General features: G+C 70.4%; 20 protein-coding genes. 7 read left to right on the forward strand and 13 right to left on the reverse strand.

The annotated features are described in order from the left end of the window. Window positions 1-32: 32 nt before the first annotated feature. The 4 genes from M8542_RS41670 to M8542_RS41685 form a co-directional block, all read right to left on the reverse strand. Window positions 33-527, reverse strand: coding sequence for a GNAT family N-acetyltransferase (locus tag M8542_RS41670; protein WP_257925904.1), 495 nt, complete (start codon window positions 525-527; stop codon window positions 33-35). Continuing rightward, window positions 520-2700: an NAD-dependent DNA ligase LigA gene (ligA, locus tag M8542_RS41675; RefSeq protein WP_257925905.1), complete on the reverse strand. Its 2181-nt coding sequence runs from the start codon at window positions 2698-2700 to the stop codon at window positions 520-522. Before ligA ends, M8542_RS41670 begins: the two co-directional genes overlap by 8 nt. A gap of 11 nt (window positions 2701-2711) precedes the next feature. After that, window positions 2712-3416 carry a hypothetical protein gene (locus tag M8542_RS41680; RefSeq protein ID WP_257925906.1) on the reverse strand — a complete coding sequence of 235 codons (705 nt, stop codon included), beginning with the start codon at window positions 3414-3416 and terminating at the stop codon, window positions 2712-2714. 83 nt (window positions 3417-3499) lie between these two features. After that, on the reverse strand, window positions 3500-4537 hold the full coding sequence (locus tag M8542_RS41685) for a uroporphyrinogen decarboxylase/cobalamine-independent methonine synthase family protein (RefSeq protein WP_257925907.1): 1038 nt from the start codon (window positions 4535-4537) through the stop codon (window positions 3500-3502). Between the two features lie 121 nt (window positions 4538-4658). Here M8542_RS41685 and M8542_RS41690 point away from each other — a divergent pair, with 121 nt between their 5' ends. From M8542_RS41690 to M8542_RS41710, 5 genes are all read left to right on the forward strand, one after another. Further along, window positions 4659-5483, forward strand: a complete 825-nt coding sequence (locus M8542_RS41690; protein WP_257925908.1) for an LURP-one-related family protein — start codon at window positions 4659-4661, stop codon at window positions 5481-5483. 104 nt (window positions 5484-5587) lie between these two features. Next, a complete protein-coding gene (locus M8542_RS41695) occupies window positions 5588-6631 on the forward strand; it encodes an MBL fold metallo-hydrolase (RefSeq protein ID WP_257925909.1) in 1044 nt (347 codons plus the stop codon). 67 nt (window positions 6632-6698) lie between these two features. Further along, the gene (locus M8542_RS41700; protein WP_257925910.1) at window positions 6699-7100 is read left to right on the forward strand and encodes a GNAT family N-acetyltransferase; all 402 of its coding nucleotides are present in this window, start codon (window positions 6699-6701) and stop codon (window positions 7098-7100) included. A gap of 10 nt (window positions 7101-7110) precedes the next feature. Beyond that, window positions 7111-7563 carry a GNAT family N-acetyltransferase gene (locus tag M8542_RS41705; RefSeq protein ID WP_257925911.1) on the forward strand — a complete coding sequence of 151 codons (453 nt, stop codon included), beginning with the start codon at window positions 7111-7113 and terminating at the stop codon, window positions 7561-7563. Window positions 7564-7783: 220 nt separating this feature from the next. After that, entirely contained in the window at window positions 7784-9058 is a 1275-nt protein-coding gene (locus tag M8542_RS41710) for a DUF222 domain-containing protein (RefSeq protein ID WP_372508748.1), read from the forward strand. Window positions 9059-9065: 7 nt separating this feature from the next. Here the strand turns inward: M8542_RS41710 and mnmA are convergent, their stop codons facing one another. From mnmA to M8542_RS41730, 4 genes are all read right to left on the reverse strand, one after another. Beyond that, entirely contained in the window at window positions 9066-10157 is a 1092-nt protein-coding gene (gene mnmA, locus M8542_RS41715) for a tRNA 2-thiouridine(34) synthase MnmA (protein WP_257925913.1), read from the reverse strand. 4 nt (window positions 10158-10161) lie between these two features. Further along, a complete protein-coding gene (locus M8542_RS41720) occupies window positions 10162-11358 on the reverse strand; it encodes a cysteine desulfurase family protein (protein WP_257925914.1) in 1197 nt (398 codons plus the stop codon). A gap of 64 nt (window positions 11359-11422) precedes the next feature. Further along, window positions 11423-12790: an MFS transporter gene (locus M8542_RS41725; RefSeq protein WP_257925915.1), complete on the reverse strand. Its 1368-nt coding sequence runs from the start codon at window positions 12788-12790 to the stop codon at window positions 11423-11425. A gap of 44 nt (window positions 12791-12834) precedes the next feature. Continuing rightward, the gene (locus M8542_RS41730) at window positions 12835-14118 is read right to left on the reverse strand and encodes a helix-turn-helix transcriptional regulator (protein ID WP_257925916.1); all 1284 of its coding nucleotides are present in this window, start codon (window positions 14116-14118) and stop codon (window positions 12835-12837) included. 150 nt (window positions 14119-14268) lie between these two features. On the opposite strand from M8542_RS41730, the gene M8542_RS41735 reads away from it, so the two are divergent. Then, complete coding sequence (locus M8542_RS41735; protein WP_257925917.1) at window positions 14269-15171, forward strand: NADP-dependent oxidoreductase; 903 nt, start codon at window positions 14269-14271, stop codon at window positions 15169-15171. A 106-nt stretch (window positions 15172-15277) separates the two neighbouring features. On the opposite strand, the gene M8542_RS41740 is transcribed toward M8542_RS41735, so the two are convergent. The 4 genes from M8542_RS41740 to M8542_RS41755 form a co-directional block, all read right to left on the reverse strand. Next, entirely contained in the window at window positions 15278-16165 is an 888-nt protein-coding gene (locus M8542_RS41740; protein WP_257925918.1) for a lysophospholipid acyltransferase family protein, read from the reverse strand. After that, window positions 16162-16944 (reverse strand): GNAT family N-acetyltransferase, encoded by a 783-nt coding sequence (locus M8542_RS41745; RefSeq protein WP_257925919.1) that lies wholly within the window; start codon window positions 16942-16944, stop codon window positions 16162-16164. Before M8542_RS41745 ends, M8542_RS41740 begins: the two co-directional genes overlap by 4 nt. 158 nt (window positions 16945-17102) lie before the next feature. Next, on the reverse strand, window positions 17103-18062 hold the full coding sequence (locus M8542_RS41750; protein WP_257925920.1) for an electron transfer flavoprotein subunit alpha/FixB family protein: 960 nt from the start codon (window positions 18060-18062) through the stop codon (window positions 17103-17105). A 28-nt stretch (window positions 18063-18090) separates the two neighbouring features. Next, window positions 18091-18876: an electron transfer flavoprotein subunit beta/FixA family protein gene (locus M8542_RS41755; protein ID WP_257925921.1), complete on the reverse strand. Its 786-nt coding sequence runs from the start codon at window positions 18874-18876 to the stop codon at window positions 18091-18093. A 242-nt stretch (window positions 18877-19118) separates the two neighbouring features. On the opposite strand from M8542_RS41755, the gene M8542_RS41760 reads away from it, so the two are divergent. After that, window positions 19119-19964: a DegV family protein gene (locus M8542_RS41760; RefSeq protein WP_257925922.1), complete on the forward strand. Its 846-nt coding sequence runs from the start codon at window positions 19119-19121 to the stop codon at window positions 19962-19964. On the opposite strand, the gene M8542_RS41765 is transcribed toward M8542_RS41760, so the two are convergent. After that, entirely contained in the window at window positions 19942-20367 is a 426-nt protein-coding gene (locus tag M8542_RS41765) for a hypothetical protein (RefSeq protein WP_257925923.1), read from the reverse strand. The two genes, M8542_RS41760 and M8542_RS41765, sit on opposite strands and share 23 nt — an antisense overlap. Window positions 20368-20388: the final 21 nt, after the last annotated feature.

Here is a 20388-nt window from a genome sequence, read left to right on the forward strand (position 1 = left end):
ACTTTTTCGGCAACGCCCTGGTCAGCGCCGCCTCAGACGTCGATCTGGTAGGCGATCAGGCTGATGTGCGGGAACGGCCGCCAGTCGCGCTCGGCGAGGCGCGCGAACCCGAGACGCTCGTAAAGCCGGTGCGCGCTGTGCATCCCGTCGAGGCTGCTCAGCACGACCTTCCGGACGCCCAGAGCCCGCGCCCGGTCGAGGACGGCCCTGGTCAGCGCCTCGCCGACGCCACGGCCACGCGCCGACGGCGCCACCGCGAGCATCCGGAACTCGATCTCACCCGGCCGCGAGATCTCGGCGTACGGCGACCCGGGCCGCACGACGGTCACGGTGCCGAGCACGTCCCCCAGCCCGTCGACGGCGACCAGGACCTCGGCCTGCTCGACCCGGCGCGCGATGTCACGCAGCTGGGTGTCGTACCCGACGTCGCCGGCCAAGTGACCGTCGACGTCGTAGGCCCGCACCGTGACCTCGCCCGCCGCGGCGAACTCCTCGGGCCGCGGTGGTCGTATTTCGACGTCACCCATCCGTCTCCCCGGATTCACCCTCGGCGGTCTCGTCGCCGGCCGGCAGCGCCACCTCCCGCGCCGCGTCGGGCCCGCGCTCGATCAGGACGCGGAAACCGGCTTCGTCCAGCACCGGCACCTTGAGCTGCATCGCCTTGTCATATTTCGAACCAGGCGAGTCACCCACGACGACGAAGGCGGTCTTCTTCGACACCGAACCGGCGGCCTTGCCGCCGCGGGCCATGATGACCTCCTTGGCCTCGTCGCGGGAGAAGGTGTCGAGGGAGCCCGTCACCACGATCGACAGGCCCTCGAGGTTGCGCGGGACCGAGTCGTCACGCTCGTCCACCATCCGCACGCCGGCACGTCGCCACTTTTCGACGATTTCCCGGTGCCAGCCGACCTCGAACCACTCCTGCGTGGCGTGCGCGATGGTCGGGCCGACGCCGTCGACGTCGGCCAGCTCCTCCTCGGTGGCCTCCTCGATCCGCTCGATCGAGCCGAACTCGCGGGCCAGCGCCTGCGCGGCGGTCGGCCCGACGTGCCGGATCGACAAAGCGACCAGCACCTTCCACAACGGCCGGTCCTTCGCCGCGTCGAGGTTCGCGAGCAGCTTTCGCGCGTTCGCCGACAGCTCGCCGGCCTTGGTCCGGAAGAGCTCGACCTCGGCGAGGCTGTCCTCGTTCAGGTCGAAGACGTCGCCCTCGTCGGCGATGACCCGCGCGTCGAGCAGCGCGACCGCCGCCTCGTAGCCGAGCACCTCGATGTCGAAGGCGCCGCGCCCGGCCACGTGGAACAGCCGCTCACGCAGCTGCGCCGGGCAGAACCGCGTGTTCGGGCAGCGGATGTCCTTGTCGCCCTCCTTCTCGTAGGCGAGCTCGGTGCCGCATTCCGGGCAGTGGGTGGGCATGACGAACTCGCGCTCGTCGCCCGTGCGCGCGTCGACGACCGGGCCGAGGACCTCGGGGATGACGTCGCCGGCCTTCCGGATGACGATCCGGTCGCCGATCAGCACACCCTTGCGCTTGACCTCCTCCCCGTTGTGGAGGGTGGCGCGCGCGACGGTCGACCCCGCGACCTTGACCGGCTCGGTGAGCGCGAACGGTGTCACCCGTCCGGTGCGCCCGACGCCGACCTTGATGTCCAGCAACGTCGTGATGGCCTCTTCCGGCGGGTACTTGTACGCGATCGCCCACCGCGGGGCTCGCGACGTCGAGCCCAGCCGCCGCTGGAGCGCCACCTGGTCGACCTTGATGACGACGCCGTCGATCTCGTGCTCGGCGTCGTGCCGGTGCTCGCCCCAGTAGGCGATGTGCTCGGTGAGCTCTTCGGCCGTGGTCAGGACCTTGCTGTACGGCGACACCGGCAGCCCCCAGGCGGCCAGCGCGTCGTAGGCCTGCGACTGGCGCTGTGGCTCGAAACCTTCGCGCTTGCCGAGCCCGTGACAGATCATCCGCAGCCGGCGTTCCCGGGTGATCTTCGGGTCCTTCTGCCGCAGCGTGCCCGACGCGGTGTTGCGTGGGTTCGCGTAGGGCTCCTTGCCCACTTCGACCATCTTCGCGTTGAGCTCGAGGAAGTCCTCGACCCGGAAGAAGACCTCGCCGCGCACCTCGACCAGTGCGGGCACCGGGAACTCGTCGGTGCCGGTCAGGACCTCGGGCACGTGCTCGATCGTGCGGACGTTCAGCGTGACGTCCTCGCCGGTGACGCCGGTGCCGCGGGTGAGCCCCCGGGTGAGGTGACCGTTTTCGTACAGGAGGTTGATCGCGAGCCCATCGATCTTCAGCTCGGCCAGGAAGTCGGTGCGCCCGACCTCTTTTTCGACCCGCTCCACCCAGGCGAGGAACTCGTCCCGGTCGAACACGTTGTCCAGGCTGAGCATGCGCTCGAGGTGGTCGTACGTCGTGTAATCGGTCGAGAACGTGCCGCCGACCATCTGGGTCGGCGAATCGGGCGTGACCAGCCCCGGGTGCGCTTCCTCGATCCGCTGCAGCTCACCGAGCAGGTCGTCGAACTGGCCGTCGGAGATGATCGGCGAGTCCAGGACGTAGTAGCGGAACTGGTGGTCGCGCAGTTCCTCGGCGAGGGCGCTGTGCCGCTCACGCACGTCGGCCGGGACGTCGGTGACGTCCTCGGCGGCCGCCGGGGCGTCGACCGCCGCGATCTGGTCCTGAGGGAGTTCGGTGCTGCTCACGGGTGGTAACCCTAGTCGGCGGCACCGACATTTTCGTCCGGCGCGAGGCCCAGCCCGCGGACCAGTTCGCGGAGCTCCAGAAGGGTGATGGCCCCGGCGGGTTCGGTCTCCGCGGTCTCTACGCGGCGTAACCGTTCGGCGGCGAGCCGTTCACCCAGTGTCGCGTCGAGGGGCAGGAAGGTCATGGTCCGCCGGGTGGCGTCGTCCAGCTCGCCGAAGCCCGGGTGGAAGACGGCGACGTCGACCACCTGCTCGGCGTCGTCGACCTGCGCGACCACGCGCACGTCGGCCAGCGCGATCCGGTGCTCGCCTAGGTTGACGGTGACGCCGGTCGGATCGGGCACGGGCGGGACCGAGTCGTGGTACTCCCAGATCGCGTCGTCCGGCGGCGCGGCGGCCCGCCACGCGTCGGTGAAGGGACGCACCTCAGGGTCCTCCTGGCCGGTCACGACCAGGGCGTAGATCGCCTGACGCCCACGCTCGAGCGAGAAGTGCAGCCGCGGGTGCAGTGCCTCGACCAGCTGACAGAGCTCGTGCTCGACGCGGTGGGGCTCACCCTCGCCGAGCGCCGCGCTGACCATCGGGAGCAGCTCGAACCAACCGTGCCAGAACGTCTCCGCGGCAGCCGCCGGGTCCTCCGGCACGTGCTGCTCCGGCCACGCGGTGCGCGGGTCGGGTGGGTCGTCGGTGGTGTTCTTGCGGCGGAACAGGCGCATGGCTTCGGGTGGTCCTCGTTCGGTCGGCTACTCCGCCACGCTACTGGCCGAGCGGGGCGGACGTAGGCGAGTTGCCGGGATTCTCACCAGCCCTCGGGTGGCTCGACGAAGGCCTTGCCGAGGTCCCGCGTCAGCGAGAGGGCACGGCGCATCCATTCCGGCGTGGCGCCGGCGAGGCCGCACGCGGGAGTCGGCACTGCCCGTTCGGCGAGGACGTCGCGGTTGAAGCCGAGCCGGTCGGCAAGCCTGAATGCCGGCTCGCCGACGTCCTTCAGACTCGGCGGCTGGGAGGGCGCAGTCGTCGGAACCGCGCCGAGGAACAGCGTCGCGCCGCTGTCCCAGACTTCGCCGATCTCGTCCAGGAACGCGGCGGTCGCGCCGTCGAGGGCGGCGAGATCGAAGGCGAGCGCGTCGGCGCCGGCCTTGCGCAGGAGGCCGAGGGGCGGTTTCGCGGCGCAGCAGTGCACGATCACGGGCTGGCCGGTGATCGTGCGGACGCCCTCGATCACGGTGGTGAGCAGGTCGCGGGCCTCGGGTTCCGGCACCGCGGGGACGTTCCCGTACCCGGACGGCGTCGACAGACCACCGGCCAGCACCGCGGGCAACGACGGTTCGTCCAGCTGGACGACCACGGGCGCGCCGGTTCGTGCGTGCACTTCCGCGACGTGCCCGGCGAGGCCGTCCAGCAGCGACGAGGTGAAGTCGCGCAAGGCACCGCGGTCGGTGAGGACACGGTGGCCGCGCGCGAGCTCGATGCCGGCACCGAGCGTCCAAGGCCCGGCGAGCTGGACCTTGAAGGCCGGCGGCGCAGCTCCGGCCTTCTCGCGAGCTTCCTGCACGGCGTCGAGGTCCCAGCGGAGCAGGTCGACGGCCCGGCGGTGCTCGTGCCCCGGCCGCGCCGCGACGCGGTAGCCGCTCGGCACGACTTCGACGGCCAGGTCCACCAGCAGCGCCGCGGTCCGGCCGAGCATGTCCGCGCCGACGCCGCGGGCCGGTAGCTCGGGCAGGTGCGGGAAGTCGGGCAGCTCGCCGAACACGATCGCCGCGGCTTCCGCCGGGTCCGTGCCGGGCATCGAGCCGATCGCCGTGGCGGCACCGCTTGGCCAAACTCGCTCAGTCACGGCAACCGATTCTGGTCGACCACCCGCGGCCGACGCCGACCGGGCCGTCCCGGAGCAGACAATCACCGCATTTGCCTTGACCCGCACCGCGGACGGGTCCGCGCGGATAGGCTCACCGGCCATGACGAACACGCCACCGCAACCGGGTTGGTATCCCGATGCCCGGGACCCGCGTCTGCAACGGTGGTGGGACGGTCAGGCCTGGACCGCCCACACCCGGCCGGGTCACCAGGCGCCGCCCCCGAGCGACTCCGCGCCGATCGAGCTGGACATCGAACGCGGCCACGACCCGGCGCGGATCCAGAACCAGGTCGGCCGCGCGACGCGGGGACGCAGCAGCGGGCGTGCCGGCAGCGGGACGCTGTTCACCGAGCCGGTCCTGGTGGTGAACCAGCGCGCCAAGCTGATCGAGATGGCCAACGAGTTCGGCGTCTTCGACCAGAACGGCAACCGGATCGGCGGCGTCGTCCAGGTCGGCCAGAGCGCGCTGAAGAAGGCGATCCGACTGCTGACCAACTACGACCAGTTCCTGACCCACAAGTTCGAGGTCCGGGACGCCAACCACAGCACGGTGCTCAAGGTGACCCGGCCCGCCAAGGTCTTCAAGTCCCGGTTCCTGGTCACGCGGGCCGACGAGACCCCGATCGGGGAGATCGTCCAGGAGAACGTCTTCGGGAAGATCCGCTTCGGCTTCGTCGTCGACGGCCGCTCGGTCGGCGGGATCTTCGCGGAGAACTGGCGCGCCTGGAACTTCTCGATCCGCGACCACGCCGGCACCGAGGTCGCCCGGGTGACCAAGACGTGGGGCGGGTTCCTCAAGGCCGCCCTCACCACGGCGGACAACTACGTCGTCGAGATCCCCCACCCGCTGCCGGATCCGCTGGCGAGCATGGTGGTCGCCGCGGCCCTCACGATCGACACCGCCCTGAAGCAGGACACCGACTGACCGAGTGACCGGCGTCTCAGCTCGCCCAGGTGGACAGCGGGCCCGGCACGGCTCAGGGTGAATGGAGGCTGGGACGACGCCGTCTCGCCGGGACGGAGGTCACCGTGGAACCGTTGCCGGAAAGCAGCGACAGGAACTGGACCGAGCCCGGAATCTACGAGGTCTCGACCGGCGTCTACCGGATCCCGTTGCCACTGCCGAACGACGGTCTCCGCGCGGTCAACGTCTACGCGGTCACCGACGGCGAGAAGCTGGTGCTGGTCGACTCCGGCTGGGCGCTGGCCGACGCCCGGCAGCAGCTCGCGGACGCACTCAGCGGAATCGGCGCCGAACTCGCCGACGTCAGCGAGTTCCTGGTGACCCACGTGCACCGGGACCACTATTCGCAAGCTGTCGTTCTCCGCCGCGAATTCGGCTCGAAGATCGCCCTGGGCCAGGACGAAGAGCCGTCGCTCAAAGTTTCGGGCAACCCCGACCGGCTGCCGATGGAAGCTCAGGTCGACCTGCTGTTCAAGGCCGGCGCCAATGACGTGGTCGAAGCGCTGGCACGGGAATTCGGCACAGACCGGAAACACACCGAGGCCGACCTTTGGGAAGCGCCGGACGAATGGCTCACGCCAGGCCGACGCCCGATCCTGCCCGGACGCGAGTTCGACGTCGTCGCCACCCCGGGACACACGGCCGGCCATGTCGTCTTCGTCGACGACACCGCCGATCTGCTGTTCTCCGGCGACCACGTGCTCCCGCACATCACGCCTTCGATCGGCTTCCAGCCGGTGCCGGCCGAGTTGCCGCTCAACGACTTCATCGACTCGCTGCGCCTGGTCCGCGCGATGCCGGACCGTCGCATGCTTCCCGCCCACGGCCCGGTGTCCGAAAGCGTGCACACGCGGGTCGACGAACTCCTGGACCACCACCGGCAACGCCTGGAGACAATGGGTTCGCAGATCGCGGCCGGCGCGAGCACCGCGTTCGAAGCCGCGCACCGCATCGGCTGGACGCGTCGCAACCGCAAGCTGTCCGAAATGGACTCCTTCAACCAGATGCTCGCGGTCCTGGAAACCGCGGCGCACCTCGATCTGCTGGTGTCGCAAGGCAAACTGAACGCCCAGACCGTCGACGGAGTCCGGCACTACACAGTCGCCTGATCGACACCCCCAGTAGCCGCCTCGTCGCAATTAGGGCCGGTGCGGGGGTTCCTGCATACTGGGTGAAATGGATGTCATCAGACGTGCCCGCGCGACGGACATCGAAGCGCTCGTGCGCTTGTTCGGCGCCCCGGGTGAGCCGCTGGCAGCCGCCCTGCGGGAGCTCATGAGCACCCCGAACGTCACGCTGGTCGTCGCGGAAGACGACAACGGCGTCGCCGGCACCGCGCAACTCACGGTCCTGCGCGGGCTTGCCTGGGAAGGCGCGTCGCGCGGTCTGCTCGAAGGTATCCGCGCCGCTCGGCGCGGAGTGACCAGCGCGCTCCTGACGTGGGGCATCGACGAAGCCCGCCGGCGTGGCTGCACACGCCTCCACCTCGATTCCGGTCTCAACCGCGCCGACCTGCGAGACTTCTACGCACGCTTCGGTTTCGAACACAGCTATCAAGGCTTCACCCGCCCCCTGTGATACTGCCGCCGTGAGCGACTACACCATCCGCAAGGCACGACGTGAAGACATCGGCGCGATCGTGCGCATGCTGGCGGACGACCAGCTCGGCGCGACCCGGGACGATCCCGGAGACCTCGAGCCCTACCTCCGGGCCTTCGACGACATCGACACGGATCCGAACCAGTTCCTGGCGGTCGTGACGTCCGGCGATGAACCCGTCGGAACCCTGCAGCTCACGATCATTCCCGGCCTCGCCCGGCGAGGCGCGCTCCGCGGTCAGATCGAGGCCGTCCGGATCCATGCCGACCACCGCGGCTCCGGCCTCGGCGCCGACCTTGTCCGCTGGGCGATCGACGAGTCGCGACGGCGCGGGTGTGCGCTGGTCCAGCTCACGTCGGACGTCTCCAGGACGGACGCGCACCGGTTCTACGAGCGTCTCGGGTTCACACCCAGCCACACCGGGTTCAAACTCAAGCTCTGAGTTGCGAAACCCTCGGCACTGAAACAATACTTGTCTGTCTACATCAGACACAGGGTCTCCTTCCGGGATCACCACGCACACGCCTGCGCACGCGAACCATTCCGAATCAATTCCCTGCCGTCAAGTCACGAAGGGCGCGAACGGACCGTTCGCGCCCTTTTGTCATCCTTTCCGCCGAACGTCGATGACTTTTCCCGGAAACCGACGTACGGTCGCGCTCATGACAGCCTCACAACCCATCCGCAAGCTCGTCGCATCGGATGAATCGCAGGAAGCCCGAGACAAGTTCATGCTGGACGCGGTCCGCACCGACCCGGATACGTTGCAGCACATGGAAGATGAGCAGATCATCGACCTCATCCGCGACACCGACGCCGCGATCTCCAGAATGCAGGCAATTCAGCTGAGAGCGATCGCGAACCTGAGTGTGCGACGGAGACGCGCGCCCAGCGCGGCCTCGGAAGTAGCGTTGGCCTTGTCCATAACGGAACATCGGGCCAGCGCCATAGTTTCCGCGGCCACCGCACTCATCGCCCGGCTCCCCCGCATGCTGAACCTGATGGACGACGGCCAGCTCGACCTCTACCGCGCCATGAAGGTCACGGACGCGACGTCGTGGCTCTCGGGTGATCACGTCCGCGTCGTGGACGCGAAGCTGGAGGACAAAGTCCCGGGACGCAACGCCACCCAGGTCCGCCGCGCCGCCACCTACGAGGCCGCGAAGGTCGACCCCGACGGGGCCGCCGAACGCACCGAACGGAAGCTCGTCGAGCGGCGACTGGCCCTGCACCACCACGACACGGGCATAACCCACTTGTCGGTCAACAACACGCCGACCGAGAAGGCGACCGCGGCCTACGCCCGCATCGACCGGACGGCCCGGGCCCTGAAGACATCCGACGAGCCGCGCACGCTGGACCAGCTCCGCGCGGACGTCGCCATGGACCTGCTGCTCAGCGGCACCGGTGGCCCGAGCGAGCGCACCGAGGTGTTCCTGCACATCGACCTGGACACCTACCTCGGCATGAACGAATCACCGGCCACACTCGCCGGCCGCGGGCCGGTCACGGCGGCCGTGGCCCGCCGCATCATCAGCGGGTCCGACACGACACTGCGACGGGTCCTCACCGATCCGCGCACAGGCCAGGCGGTCGAGCTGTCACCGACGCGCTATCAGTTGGACCCGGCGCACGGTGAGTTCATCCGGGTCCGCGACCAGGAGTGCCGACAGCCGGGCTGCACGCGTCCCGCGCAGAACTGCGGCATCGACCCGACTCGCACGCAAGGCGAGGCCGAAGGCGACTCCGATCAGCCCGTCACGTACTGCTCCCGGCATCGGAAACTCAAAGGGGAGCCCGGCTGGGACTACGAAGTCACCGCCGACAGCACGGTGAACGTCACGACACCGGCCGGCCTGGTGCACTCGACGACGCCACCGTCGATGCTTTCCGGCGTCCGGCGAACGAACCGGCTCCGGATGAAGCCCCGGAAGTGAGCGACGGTCAGCGGGTGCCCGAGATCTTCGCGCTGCCCAAGACGATGTCGCCACCCTCGGCATCCGGCCGGTAGAGCACGATGACCTGGCCGGGCGCGACCCCGCGCAGCGGCTCACGCAGCTGCACCGTCATGGCGTCGGAATCGACGTCGACGACGGCGTCGACGATGCCTCCATGGGCCCGGACCTGGACGACGCACTCGGTCAGCTCGGTCAGCGGCCGGCCACTGGGCCAGATCGCGCGGTCGGCCTCGATCACCTCGACGCCGAGGCCGGCGACGGAGCCGACCTTGACGGAGCCGGAGACCGGTTCGAGCGACAGGACGTACCGAGGACGGCCGTCCGGCGCGGGAGCTTCGATCCCGAGGCCCTTGCGCTGCCCGACGGTGAACCCGTGCACTCCGGTGTGGCGGCCGAGCACGGCGCCGGTTTCGGCGTCCACGAGCTCACCGGGCCGCTGCCCTAGCCGGTTCTCCAGGAACTTCTTGGTGTCGCCGTCCGGGATGAAGCAGATGTCATGGCTGTCCGGCTTGTTGGCGACGGACAACCCCCGTCGCTCCGCCTCGGCGCGCACGTCGGTCTTCCAGGAGTCCCCCAGGGGGAACATGGCGTGGCTGAGCTGTTCCGCGGTGAGGGAGGCGAGCACGTAGGACTGGTCCTTACCACTGTCCGCGCTACGACGCAGTTCGGGCACGCCGTCCACGACAGTGAGCCGCGCGTAGTGGCCGGTCGCGACCGCGTCGAACCCGAGCGCCATCGCCTTCTCGAGGAGAGCTTCGAACTTGATCTTCTCGTTGCAAGTGACACAAGGATTGGGGGTGCGCCCAGCGGCGTATTCGCCGACGAAGGTCTCGACGACCTCCTCGGTGAAGCGTTCCGCGAAGTCCCAGATGTAAAACGGGATTCCGAGAATGTCGGCAGCCCGTCGAGCGTCGTGCGAGTCCTCGATCGTGCAACACCCGCGCGAACCGGTGCGCAGGGTGCCCGGTTTGGCCGACAGCGCCAAGTGCACGCCGACGACGTCGTGCCCGGCCTCAACCGCGCGCGCCGCGGCCACCGCCGAGTCCACTCCACCGCTCATCGCGGCCAAAACCCGCATTGCCTTACACCTCTTGCTTCTGGGTCTGCTTGCGCATCCCGGCCAGGCCGGCCTGGCGGGCGCGCGTGACGACACCGCCGATTTCGGCGGCCACTGCCTCGACGTCCGCGACAGTGGATGTGTGACCGAGGGAGAAACGGAGGGAACCGCGGGCCGCCGCCGGGTCGGCTCCCATGGCGAGCAGCACGTGGCTCGGCTGAGCGACGCCTGCGGTGCACGCCGAGCCCGTCGAGCACTCGATTCCCTTGGCGTCGAGCAGCATCAGCAGGCTGTCGCCGGCGCACCCGGGGAACGTGAAGTGGGCGTGACTGGGCAGCCGCTCGCCGTCGCCGCCGTTGAGGATGGCGTCGGGGACCTCGCGCTGGACGGCCTCGATCAGCCCGTCTCGGATTTCCTCGATGCGCTTCGCGTATTCGGCGCGGGTCGCCACGCTGGCCCTGACGGCCGCTGCGAAGCCGACGATCGCCGGGACGTCCAGGGTGCCCGAGCGGACGCTGCGTTCCTGGCCACCGCCGTGCAGCAGGGGGACGCAGGTCACGTCGCGACCGAGCAGCAGGGCTCCCACTCCGAACGGGCCACCGAGCTTGTGGCCGGTCAGGGTGAGCGCAGCGGCGCCGCTGGCCGCGAAGTCGACCGGGACGGCGCCGACGGCCTGGACCGCGTCGGTGTGAAGAGGGATGTCGAACTCGGCGCAGATCGCGGCCAGCTCGGCGATCGGGTTGATCGTGCCGACCTCGTTGTTGGCCCACATCACGGTCGCCAGCGCCACGGTTTCGGGATCCGTGGCGATGGCGGCACGCAGGACGTCGGGCGAGACGCGGCCTTGGCTGTCCACCTCGAGGAAGGTGATCTCGGCGTCGCAGCGAGCTTCGAGCCACTCCACGGTGTCCAGCACGGCGTGGTGCTCCGCGGCGCCGCACAGGATGCGACGGCGCTGCGCCTGCTCCTCGTGGCGGGCCCAGTAGATGCCCTTGACCGCGAGGTTGTCGCTCTCGGTGCCACCGCCGGTGAAGATCACCTCGGATGGGCGGGCGCCCAGCGCGTCGGCGATCGTTTCGCGGGCTTCTTCGACCATCCGACGGGCTCGGCGGCCCGAAGAGTGCAGCGCGGAGGCGTTGCCCACGTTGGACAGCGCCTCGGTCATCGCCGCTACGGCTTCGGGCAACATCGGAGTGGTCGCCGCGTGGTCGAGATAGGTCATCGCCTCTTCAGGGTAGTCCGCTCCAGCGCGTGACGAAGTCCACCCTGGCCCTCGAAGTGGGCTGTCACACCTTCGACGGCCACCGTCCGGTCAGGCGAACGCCCAGCAGCGCGAGCGCCAGCAAGGCCACTGTGAGCAGGGCCATCGCCGGCGAGGGGTCGAGAACCGAGCCCACGACGGTCAGCAGGACGCCGCCCAGACCGATCAGCAGCGCGGAGCCCACCCAGTCCGCCAGCTGCATCGCTGAGGTGTTGAACCCTCGCTCGCCCTCCGGCGAGAAGCGGAGCAGGAGCACCGAGATCGCGGGCATCGCGATTCCCATGCCGGCGCCACCGATCGCGCAGGCCACGAACGCCAGCCACGCGGGAATCCACGGTTGGGAGACCAGGCCGAAGCAGACCAACCCCGCCGCGACCAGCCAGAAGCCCGTCCGCAGCGACGCCTCCCTCGACCAGTTGAGGAATCGGCCCTGAGCGGCCGACGCCGCTGACCAGCCCAGCGCCGTGATCGTCAGGGGCAGGCCGGCGAGGGCCGGGCTGTAGCCGTGGACCGCGCTCATCGTCAGCGGCAGGTAGGCCTCCATGCCCGCGTAAGCGCCGGCGATGAGGGCACGGGACGCGACGACTGTCGGCAGGCCTGGGCGGGAGGTCAGCGTGCCCGTCGGCAGCAGCGTGCGGAGGGCGTAGGCCAGGGCGATGAGCCCGACCGTGCCGTAGCCGAGGGAGAGGAGCGACTGGTGCTGGGCCGCCCAGGTCAGGGCCGCGACGCCGAGAGCCGCGACGACCGCCGTGAATACCCCCGCGCGGCGTCCACCGGTCGACGGCGAGTGCGCGGGCAGGCGGCGGACGACCACCACCAGCATCGCCACGCCCACGACCACCAGCGGGACCAGGCCGAGGAAGACCCAGCGCCAGCCGACGCTGACCGTCAGCACCCCGGCCAACGACGGCCCGATGACCGCCGGCAGGACCCAGGCGGCCGCGTTCGCCGCGTAGATCACCGGGCGTTCGTGGTCGGTGAACGTCACCGCGATCAGCAGCGACACCGAGACCAGCAGCAGTCCCGCGCCGAAGCCCTGCAGGGCCCGGCCGAGGAGGAACATCGGCATCCCGCTCGCCGTCCCCGCGACGACCAGGCCCACCGCGAACAACACGGGACCCGCCAGCAGCGCCGGCGCCGGGCCGCGGCGGTCGCCGATGCGGCCTGACAGCACCGTCGCGACCACGCTCGAGATCAGGAAGATCGTGAACGGCCACGAGTACAGCGACAGCCCGTCGAGGTCGGCGACCAGGGTCGGCATCGCCGTCGCGACGCCCATGCTCTCGAACGCGACCAAGGTGACCACGAGCAGCAGCGCGATCGTCACCAGCCGGTGTTCGGCGCTCCAGAGCACGCTGCGGCGACGGGGTGCGGAATCGAGCGTCGAGGCCATGATCAGCAGCCTGCAACCTCCAGCGCGCTCGAGGTCAAGCCGATTCAGGCCGAGCGGTGCGTCACCGGCTCCAGACGCAAGTCGCGGGCCAGGGCGGCGGCCTCGCCGCGGGAGCTCACGTCCAGCTTGCCGAGGATGTTGCGGACGTGGAACTTGACCGTGTGCTCGCTGAGCTGCAGCTGCTCGGCGATCTGCCGGTTGCGCAGGCCCTGCGAGATGCCCGTCAGGACCTCGACCTCCCGCGGGTTGAGCCGGTCGAGCGGCCGCAGTTCCGGCGGCTCGGCGACGCCGAGCGGGAGGACCGCGGTGACCGTCGTGCCCCAGCCGGGCACCGCGTCGACCTCCCAGTGACCACCGAGGGTCGTCAGGCGTTCGGTGAGGCCGCGGGCCGGGATCGCGTCGGCGACCTCGGGGCTGTCGTCGCGGACCGTGACACGCAGGACCGGGCCGTCCAGCCGCCAGGACGCGCGCAGCCGGGTGGTAGACGGCCGATCCAGGGCGGCGAGCACCAGGCCGCGGGTCAGAGTCCGCGCCGTGTGGGCGATGTCCTGCGGAAGGGACGCTTCGCCGACCGGGTCGACCAGGTCGACGTCGACCTCGGTGTGCCGGGCCAGGTCGGCGAGCTGGGTCTTCAGCACGGCGAAGGCCGCGTTCGCCCGTTCTTCGGACAACGCCTGGTCGCGATCGACGACGCCCTTGAGCGCGACCAGCGCGTCCGCGGCGAGGTCGACCGCGGTGCGGCGGGCGACGGTGTCGGAGAGCCGGCCCGACCGGAGCACCGCCAGCAGCGTCGCCAACGTCGCCGCGTGGGTCTGGCCGAGGTCCGTGATCACCTGGGCCCGGGCGGTGGCCGCGGCGAGGTTGCTGGCCAGGACGTCCGGACCGGGGTCGGTCGCGCGCTGGCCCGCGTCGGTGCTCAGGATGTGCCACAGCTGGGCGGCGAGTTCCAGGTCGGCCGTCGGCAGCTCGCCGTCCGTCGGCACCAGGGCGAGCACCGCGCCCTTGCCGACCGGCGGCATCGACGAAAGCAGGACCAGACGGCGTTCGACGCCGCCCAGCGCGTCGTCGACCACCAGCGCCTTGCCCGGCTCGCTCCGGTCGACCAGGCGCTGCAGCTCGGCGCTCGTCACGGCCTCGGCGATCGCCTGGTCACCGACGACTTTGAGCGGGCTGCGCGGACAGTCGCCGGTCTGCATGGCGGCCGCGTGGTGCGGGATCAGCTTGCCCAGCTCGGCCGAGAACCGGTGGAGCAGCTGAGGCCGCGGCGCCGACAGCAGCCGCTCGACGACGTCCAGCACGTGTCGCGGATCCGACCACGAAGCATCCATGCCGTCCAACGTAGGCGCGAGCGCGCCACGGCGGCCTGCTCGTCCGGCTAGTGAACACTGCTCGTCCGGGTGGTTCGGCCGGAATACGCGGCGCGTTGACTCGTTGGGGAGGACATTCGAAGTCTCGATCCGAGGAGCGCAGAGAACACCATGCGAGCAATCACCTTCTCCGCCTATGGCGGGCCGGACGTCCTGCAGCTGTCCGAGGTTCCGGTGCCGGAGCCCGGTCCGGGGCAGGTGCGGCTGGCCGTCCGGGCCGCCGGGATCAACCCGATCGACTGGAAGATCCGCAACGGCTTCATGCGGCAGAACTTCCAGGTCTCCTTCCCGCACACCCCGGGCCTGGAGGTGGCCGGGGTCGTCGACGCGGTCGGCGAGGGCGCGGACTTCGCCGTCGGCGACGAGGTGTTCGGCTGGTCCGAAACCGGCGCGTACGCCGAGTACGCGCTGGCCAAGACGGTCGCATTGAAGTCGCCAGGCCTTTCCTGGGCCGACGCGGCGGCGCTGCCCGTCGCCGGGGAAACGGCGCTTCGCGTCCTCGGGCTGCTCGGCGTCCGCGACCGCGAGACGCTGCTGATCCACGGCGCCAGCGGCACCGTCGGCCGGTTCGCCGCGCAGGTGGCCGTCGCTCAGGGCGCGACCGTCATCGGCACCGCCGGCAGCCGCAACCTCGACGACCTGAAGTCGCTGGGGGTCATCCCGGTGCGTTACGGCGACGGCTGGGTCGACCGGGTCCGCGAGGCCGTGTCCGGGCCGGTGGACGCCGTGTTCGACGCCGTCGGGCACGGCGTGCTGCCGGGCTCGGTCGAGCTGCGCGGCTCGAAGGACCGGATCATCACCATCGCCGACGGCGCCGCTTTCGAGCTCGACATCCCGTTCTCCAGCGGGGGCGAGCAGTCGCGGGAGGTCCTGACCGGGATCGCCGGCTGGGTGACCGACCGTGGGGTCCGCGTCGCGCAGGGCCGCAGCTACCCGCTCGCCGAGGCGGCGGCCGCGCAGGTCGAGAGCGAGGACGGGCACCCCGGCGGGAAGCTCACGCTCTCGGTGGGCTGAACGACGAACGGGCCCGTCACCGGATCGCGGTGACGGGCCTGTCGTGAAAAAGAACGAAACGCCGCCAACCCGGGCCTGTCGCCGGATCGCGGCGACAGGGCCCGGATCACTTCGCGGGAGGCGAAGCCAGTGGGGCCGCCGGCAGGCGGCGGGTGGTCCGGCGCCGCGGCTGGGCCGGGATCTGCACCGTGCCGAGGGCGGAGTGGACCGCGGCCTCGGCGAGCCCGGCCAGCTCGCGACGGGTCTCCGCGCGGCCCGGGGCGATCTCCTGGCAGACGTGGATCTCCAGCACCAGGCCCCGCAGCGCCGAGACCCGGCGCAGGGACGCGATCAGCGACTCCGGGCCGATGAACGCCGGACGGCTCGTCTCGCGGCCGTCGGCCAGGCGGTACCGCAGCGCGATCGGGCGCACCGGGACACCGCCGTCGATGGCCGCCTGGAACGTCGCGGTCGTGAACCGCCCGGAGGCCAGGCCGCACCACGTGGTGCCCTCCGGGGTCACGCTGACCAGGGAGCCCGTCCGCAGGGCGTCGGCGAGCGACGCCATCGTGGCGGGCAGCGTCGTCAGGCGCTCGCGGTCCAGGAAGATGCTGCCACCGCGGCGGACCAGGCCACCCAGGACCGGCCAGCCCGCGATCTCCTTCTTGGCCAGCGCGCGCATCGGCCGCAGCGCGTTGATCGCGACGATGTCCAGCCACGAGATGTGGTTGTTGACCACCAGCGCGCCACGGCCGGCGGGCGCGGTCAGGAAGTCCTCGCCGCCCCGGATGTCGAGCCGGACGCCGAACGCCCGAAGCACGCCGCGGAAGATCAGCCGGATCCGGCGCTCCCGGCCCCACGACACGAGCAGCAGCGGCGCCGACGCCAGCGCCGCGAAGACGACCAGGATCGCCGCCGTGACGCGCAGCGCGCGCCGCGGGAAGGCGACGACCGGGTCGCCTTCGGTGAGGCAGCCGTCGCCACAGGGCGAGGCCGGCATCCACGCGTGGCTCATACCTGGACCCCGAGGAAGAACTTCAGGTAGCGCTCGTCGACGTTGTGCAGGTCCAGCACGACGAAGAAGTCCGCGACGCCGAAGTCGGCGTCGAGCGCGGGCGGCCCGTAGGCCTTGGCGCCGAGCCGGACGTACCCCTTGATCAGCGGCGGCAGGGTCGAGCGCGCCGGGCGCGCGATCTCCGCGTGGTCCCACGGGATCAGCGGTGCGACGCGCGTGGCCTCGTCCGAGTAGTGCTTGGTGCGCAGGACGTCCCAGACGCCGGCGGCGAAGGAGCCGCCGTCGACCAGCGGGACCGACGCGCAGCCGGCGAGGTAGCGGTGGCCGGAAAGCAGCATGTAGCGGGCGATCCCGGCCCAGACCAGGCTGACGACGGCGCCGCTGCGGTGGTCGGGGTGCACGCAGGACCGGCCGGTTTCGACCAGCGACGGCCGAAGCGCGTCCAGCGCGCTCAGGTCGAACTCGCTGTCGGCGTAGAGCTGCCCGGCCCGCGCGGCGCGGTCCGGCGGCAGCATCCGGTAGGTGCCGACGATCTCGCCCGTGTTGTCGTCGCGGACCACGAGGTGGTCGCAGAACTCGTCGAACTCGTCGACGTCGAGCCCGGGCGTCGGGGAGTGCAGCCGCGCGCCCATTTCCTCGGCGAAAACCCGGTGCCGCAGTTTCTGCGCGGCGACCACTTCGTCGTTCGCGTGAGCGACGAGGAGGGAGTACCGGGGAGCGTCCGCGGGGAGGTCGGCACCCGCCTGATCAGTGCTGACGAGGAGCTGTGACGTCGTCATGGTCAAGGTGTACCTGCGCGTTGGAAACCGCGGAGAGTGCCATCCGATGACCGATTAGTGCACGTTCAGTTAATTGCGGGTTCTCAGGCTTCTCTCAGGTCCCGGAGACGCGCGAAGGGCCTTCCGGGTGATCCCGGAAGGCCCTTCGGAGCAGCAGCTCAGCCCTTGCGCTTCGCGACCGCTTCGGTCAGCTGCGGCGCGACGTTGAACAGGTCGCCGACGATGCCGAAGTCGGCGATCTCGAAGATCGGTGCCTCCGGGTCCTTGTTGACGGCGATGATCGTCTTCGACGTCTGCATGCCGGCGCGGTGCTGGATCGCGCCGGAGATGCCGAGCGCGATGTACAGCTGCGGCGACACGGTCTTGCCGGTCTGGCCCACCTGGAACTGCGCCGGGTAGTAGCCGGAGTCGACCGCGGCACGCGAAGCGCCGACAGCCGCGCCGAGCGAGTCGGCCAGCTTCTCGACGACGTCGAACTTCTCCGCCGAACCGACACCACGGCCACCGGAGACCACGATCGAGGCCTCGGTCAGCTCGGGCCGGTCACCACCGGTCACCGGCTCGACGCCGGTGATCTTGGTCGACTTCGCCGCGTCGGTGGCGGGGAGCTCGACGCTCTCCTCGGCCGCCGCGCCCTCGGCCGGCTCGGCCTCGACCGCGCCCGGGCGGATGGAGACGACCGGAGCGCCCTTCGCGGACTTCGACTTCACCGAGAACGCGCCACCGAAGATGGACTGGTCGATGACGCCGTCGCCGTTGACGCCCACGGCGTCGTAGATCAGGCCGGAGCCCAGGCGCACGGCCAGCCGGGCGGCGACCTCCTTGCCCTCACCGCTGGCGGTGACGAGCACGGCGGCCGGGGACGCTTGCTGTGCCAGCGCGGCGAGCACGTCCACCTTCGGCGTGACGAGGTAGTTCGCGGCGTCGTCGCCTTCCGCGACGTACACCTTGGCGGCGCCGTGCGAGGCGAGCGCTTCCTTCGCCTTGGCGGCGGTGCCGGTCGGGCCGACGACGACGGCCGACGGCTCACCGAGCGCGCGGGCGGCGGTCAGCAGCTCGAGCGTGACCTTCTTGACCTCACCGTCGACGTGGTCGACGAGGACGAGTACTTCAGCCATGTTCTTGTTCCTCCTCGAAGATCCGTTGTCAGATGAGCTTCTGGCCGACCAGGTACTCGGCGACCTTGGTGCCGCCGTCGCCCTCGTCCTCGACCTTCTCACCGGCGGTGCGCGGCGGCTTCGGCGAGGACTCGGTCACGGTGGACCACGCGTTGCCGAGACCGACCTCGCCCGCGTCGACACCCAGGTCGGCGATGGTGAACGTCTCGACCGGCTTCTTCTTCGCGGCCATGATGCCCTTGAAGGACGGGTAGCGCGGCTCGTTGATCTTCTCGCCGACGCTGACCACCGCGGGCAGGGTCGCCTCGAGGTGGGTGAGGCCGTCTTCGGTCTCGCGGACGGCCTTGATGGTCGTGCCGTCGACGGTCACCTCGCGGGCGTAGGTGACCTGCGGCAGGCCCAGCAGCTCGGCGAGGATCGCCGGGATGGCGCCGCCGCGGCCGTCGGAGGACTCGTTGCCGGCGATGATCAGGTCGTAGCCTTCGACCTTGCCGATCGCGGCGGCGAGCACCTTCGCGGTGGCGATGGCGTCGGAGCCGTGCAGCGCCTCGTCGGAGACGTGGATGGCCTTGTCGGCGCCCATGGACAGCGCCTTGCGGATGGCGTCGGTCGCGCGGTCCGGGCCCACCGAGATCACGGTGACCTCGCCCTCGCCGGCTTCCTTGATCTTCAGGGCTTCCTCGACGGCCTTCTCGTTGATCTCGTCGAGCACGGCGTCGGCGGATTCGCGGTCAAGGGTGTGGTCCGTCCCGTTGAGCTTCCGCTCCGAGTAGGTGTCCGGTACCTGCTTGACCAGGACAACGATGTTCGTCATGGGTCTGCTTCGACCTCCCGGTTGTGGCCCGCGGACGCCCACGGGTCAGTGCTCTACTGGCCGGTAGATTAGGGCCATTCGGCCGCCAAGACCCGTCGAGGTGACGCCATTCACCTGGATGAGCAATCTAATGGGACTATCGTCCCGGTAGTCGACCGGTTACCCCGCCCGAACTGCCGTTCGTCCGATCGGACCAACCACGGCCTACTCGCAGTGGGTGTCAGGCATTAACCTCCCCCACCATGCCCGCGCGCATCGCCGTCATCACCGACTCGAGCTCCTGCCTGCCCGACCTCGTCGCCTCCCGCTGGGCCATCGGCGTCGTCCAGATCCAGCTGAACCTGGGTGGTCACTTCGACGACGAAAACCGCTTCGACCGCGGCGAGGTGATCGACGCGCTGAGAGCGGGGCACGTGATCACCACTTCGCCCCCGGATCCGGGGGCGTTCTTCTGGACCTACCAGGAGGCGGCCGCCTCCGGTGCGACAGCCATCGTCAGCATCCACATCTCCGGTCGTATGTCCGACACCGTCCGCGCGGCCCGCGAAGCCGCCCAGCAGGTCCGCATCCCCGTGCACATCCTGGACAGCCGGACCACCGGCATGAGCCTCGGCTTCGCGGCGGTGTCCGCGGCCCGGGCGGCCGCGGCCGGCGCGGACGCCGGGCGCGTCATCGAAGCCGCCGAACGCCGGTGCGTCAGCAGCACCGAGTTCATCTACGTCGACACGCTGGAGTACCTCCGCCGCGGCGGGCGGATCGGCGCCGCGCAGGCGATGCTCGGCAGCGCGTTCTCGATCAAGCCGCTGCTCACGGTCAAGGACGGCGAGGTCGCGCCGCTGGCCCGCGTCCCCGGCACGCGACGGGCGCTGGCCAAGATGGTCGACCTCGCGGTCAAGAAGTCCGGCGGCTTCCGCGCCGACATCGCCGTGAGCCGCTTCGGCGCCAGCGACCACGAGCTGGAGATCGGCAGGCAGATCGAACGCCGGGTGCCCGCGATGGCCGAGAGCATGGTCGTCGAAGCGAGCACGGTCATCGGCGCGCACCTCGGGCCGGGCGCGCTCGGCATCACGGTGTCGCCGGTGTACTGACCCGGCGGCCGGGGATCAGCAGCACCACGAGCGGGACCAGGACACCGAGCCCGGTCGTCGCGATGATCAGCACCTGGTCGATCCGCTCGAAGTGCGCGACGTGGCCAAGGTGGTAGAGGAAGTGCGGCACCCCGAACAGCAGCCCCGCCACGCCGGCGAGCCGCGCCACGGCTGTGGTGCCGATCACGGCGGCGCCGACCAGCAGCGCGGCGAGCGTCAGGTTGAGGCCGCCGAAGTCGCGCAGGAGGTGCTCGTTGAAGGGCCCGTCCATGGCGACCCAGCCCGTCCGGAAGCCGGGAAAGTCCTGGTAGAAGCCGGTGGGCGACACCAGTGGCCAAGTTCCGACCACGACCTCGGCCAGGCCGGACACGACGAGCAGAACGCGGGTGATGGTCCGTTGCATGACCACGGAACGAGCCGGCCG

It is taken from the genome of Amycolatopsis iheyensis (assembly GCF_024703995.1).
In the GTDB taxonomy this organism is placed as follows: Bacteria; Actinomycetota; Actinomycetes; order Mycobacteriales; family Pseudonocardiaceae; genus Amycolatopsis; species Amycolatopsis iheyensis.

Coding starts and splice junctions, on each gene's coding strand:
- M8542_RS41690 (WP_257925908.1), top strand. CDS start 4,659: ATGACGAACACGCCACCGCAACCGGGTTGGTATCCCGATGCCCGGGAC.
- M8542_RS41670 (WP_257925904.1), bottom strand. CDS start 527: ATGGGTGACGTCGAAATACGACCACCGCGGCCCGAGGAGTTCGCCGCG.
- M8542_RS41700 (WP_257925910.1), top strand. CDS start 6,699: ATGGATGTCATCAGACGTGCCCGCGCGACGGACATCGAAGCGCTCGTG.
- M8542_RS41720 (WP_257925914.1), bottom strand. CDS start 11,358: ATGACCTATCTCGACCACGCGGCGACCACTCCGATGTTGCCCGAAGCC.
- M8542_RS41710 (WP_372508748.1), top strand. CDS start 7,784: ATGACAGCCTCACAACCCATCCGCAAGCTCGTCGCATCGGATGAATCG.
- M8542_RS41735 (WP_257925917.1), top strand. CDS start 14,269: ATGCGAGCAATCACCTTCTCCGCCTATGGCGGGCCGGACGTCCTGCAG.
- mnmA (WP_257925913.1), bottom strand. CDS start 10,157: ATGCGGGTTTTGGCCGCGATGAGCGGTGGAGTGGACTCGGCGGTGGCC.
- M8542_RS41740 (WP_257925918.1), bottom strand. CDS start 16,165: ATGAGCCACGCGTGGATGCCGGCCTCGCCCTGTGGCGACGGCTGCCTC.
- M8542_RS41765 (WP_257925923.1), bottom strand. CDS start 20,367: ATGCAACGGACCATCACCCGCGTTCTGCTCGTCGTGTCCGGCCTGGCC.
- M8542_RS41745 (WP_257925919.1), bottom strand. CDS start 16,944: ATGACGACGTCACAGCTCCTCGTCAGCACTGATCAGGCGGGTGCCGAC.
- M8542_RS41725 (WP_257925915.1), bottom strand. CDS start 12,790: ATGGCCTCGACGCTCGATTCCGCACCCCGTCGCCGCAGCGTGCTCTGG.
- M8542_RS41730 (WP_257925916.1), bottom strand. CDS start 14,118: ATGGATGCTTCGTGGTCGGATCCGCGACACGTGCTGGACGTCGTCGAG.
- M8542_RS41760 (WP_257925922.1), top strand. CDS start 19,119: ATGCCCGCGCGCATCGCCGTCATCACCGACTCGAGCTCCTGCCTGCCC.
- M8542_RS41750 (WP_257925920.1), bottom strand. CDS start 18,062: ATGGCTGAAGTACTCGTCCTCGTCGACCACGTCGACGGTGAGGTCAAG.
- M8542_RS41680 (WP_257925906.1), bottom strand. CDS start 3,416: ATGCGCCTGTTCCGCCGCAAGAACACCACCGACGACCCACCCGACCCG.
- M8542_RS41755 (WP_257925921.1), bottom strand. CDS start 18,876: ATGACGAACATCGTTGTCCTGGTCAAGCAGGTACCGGACACCTACTCG.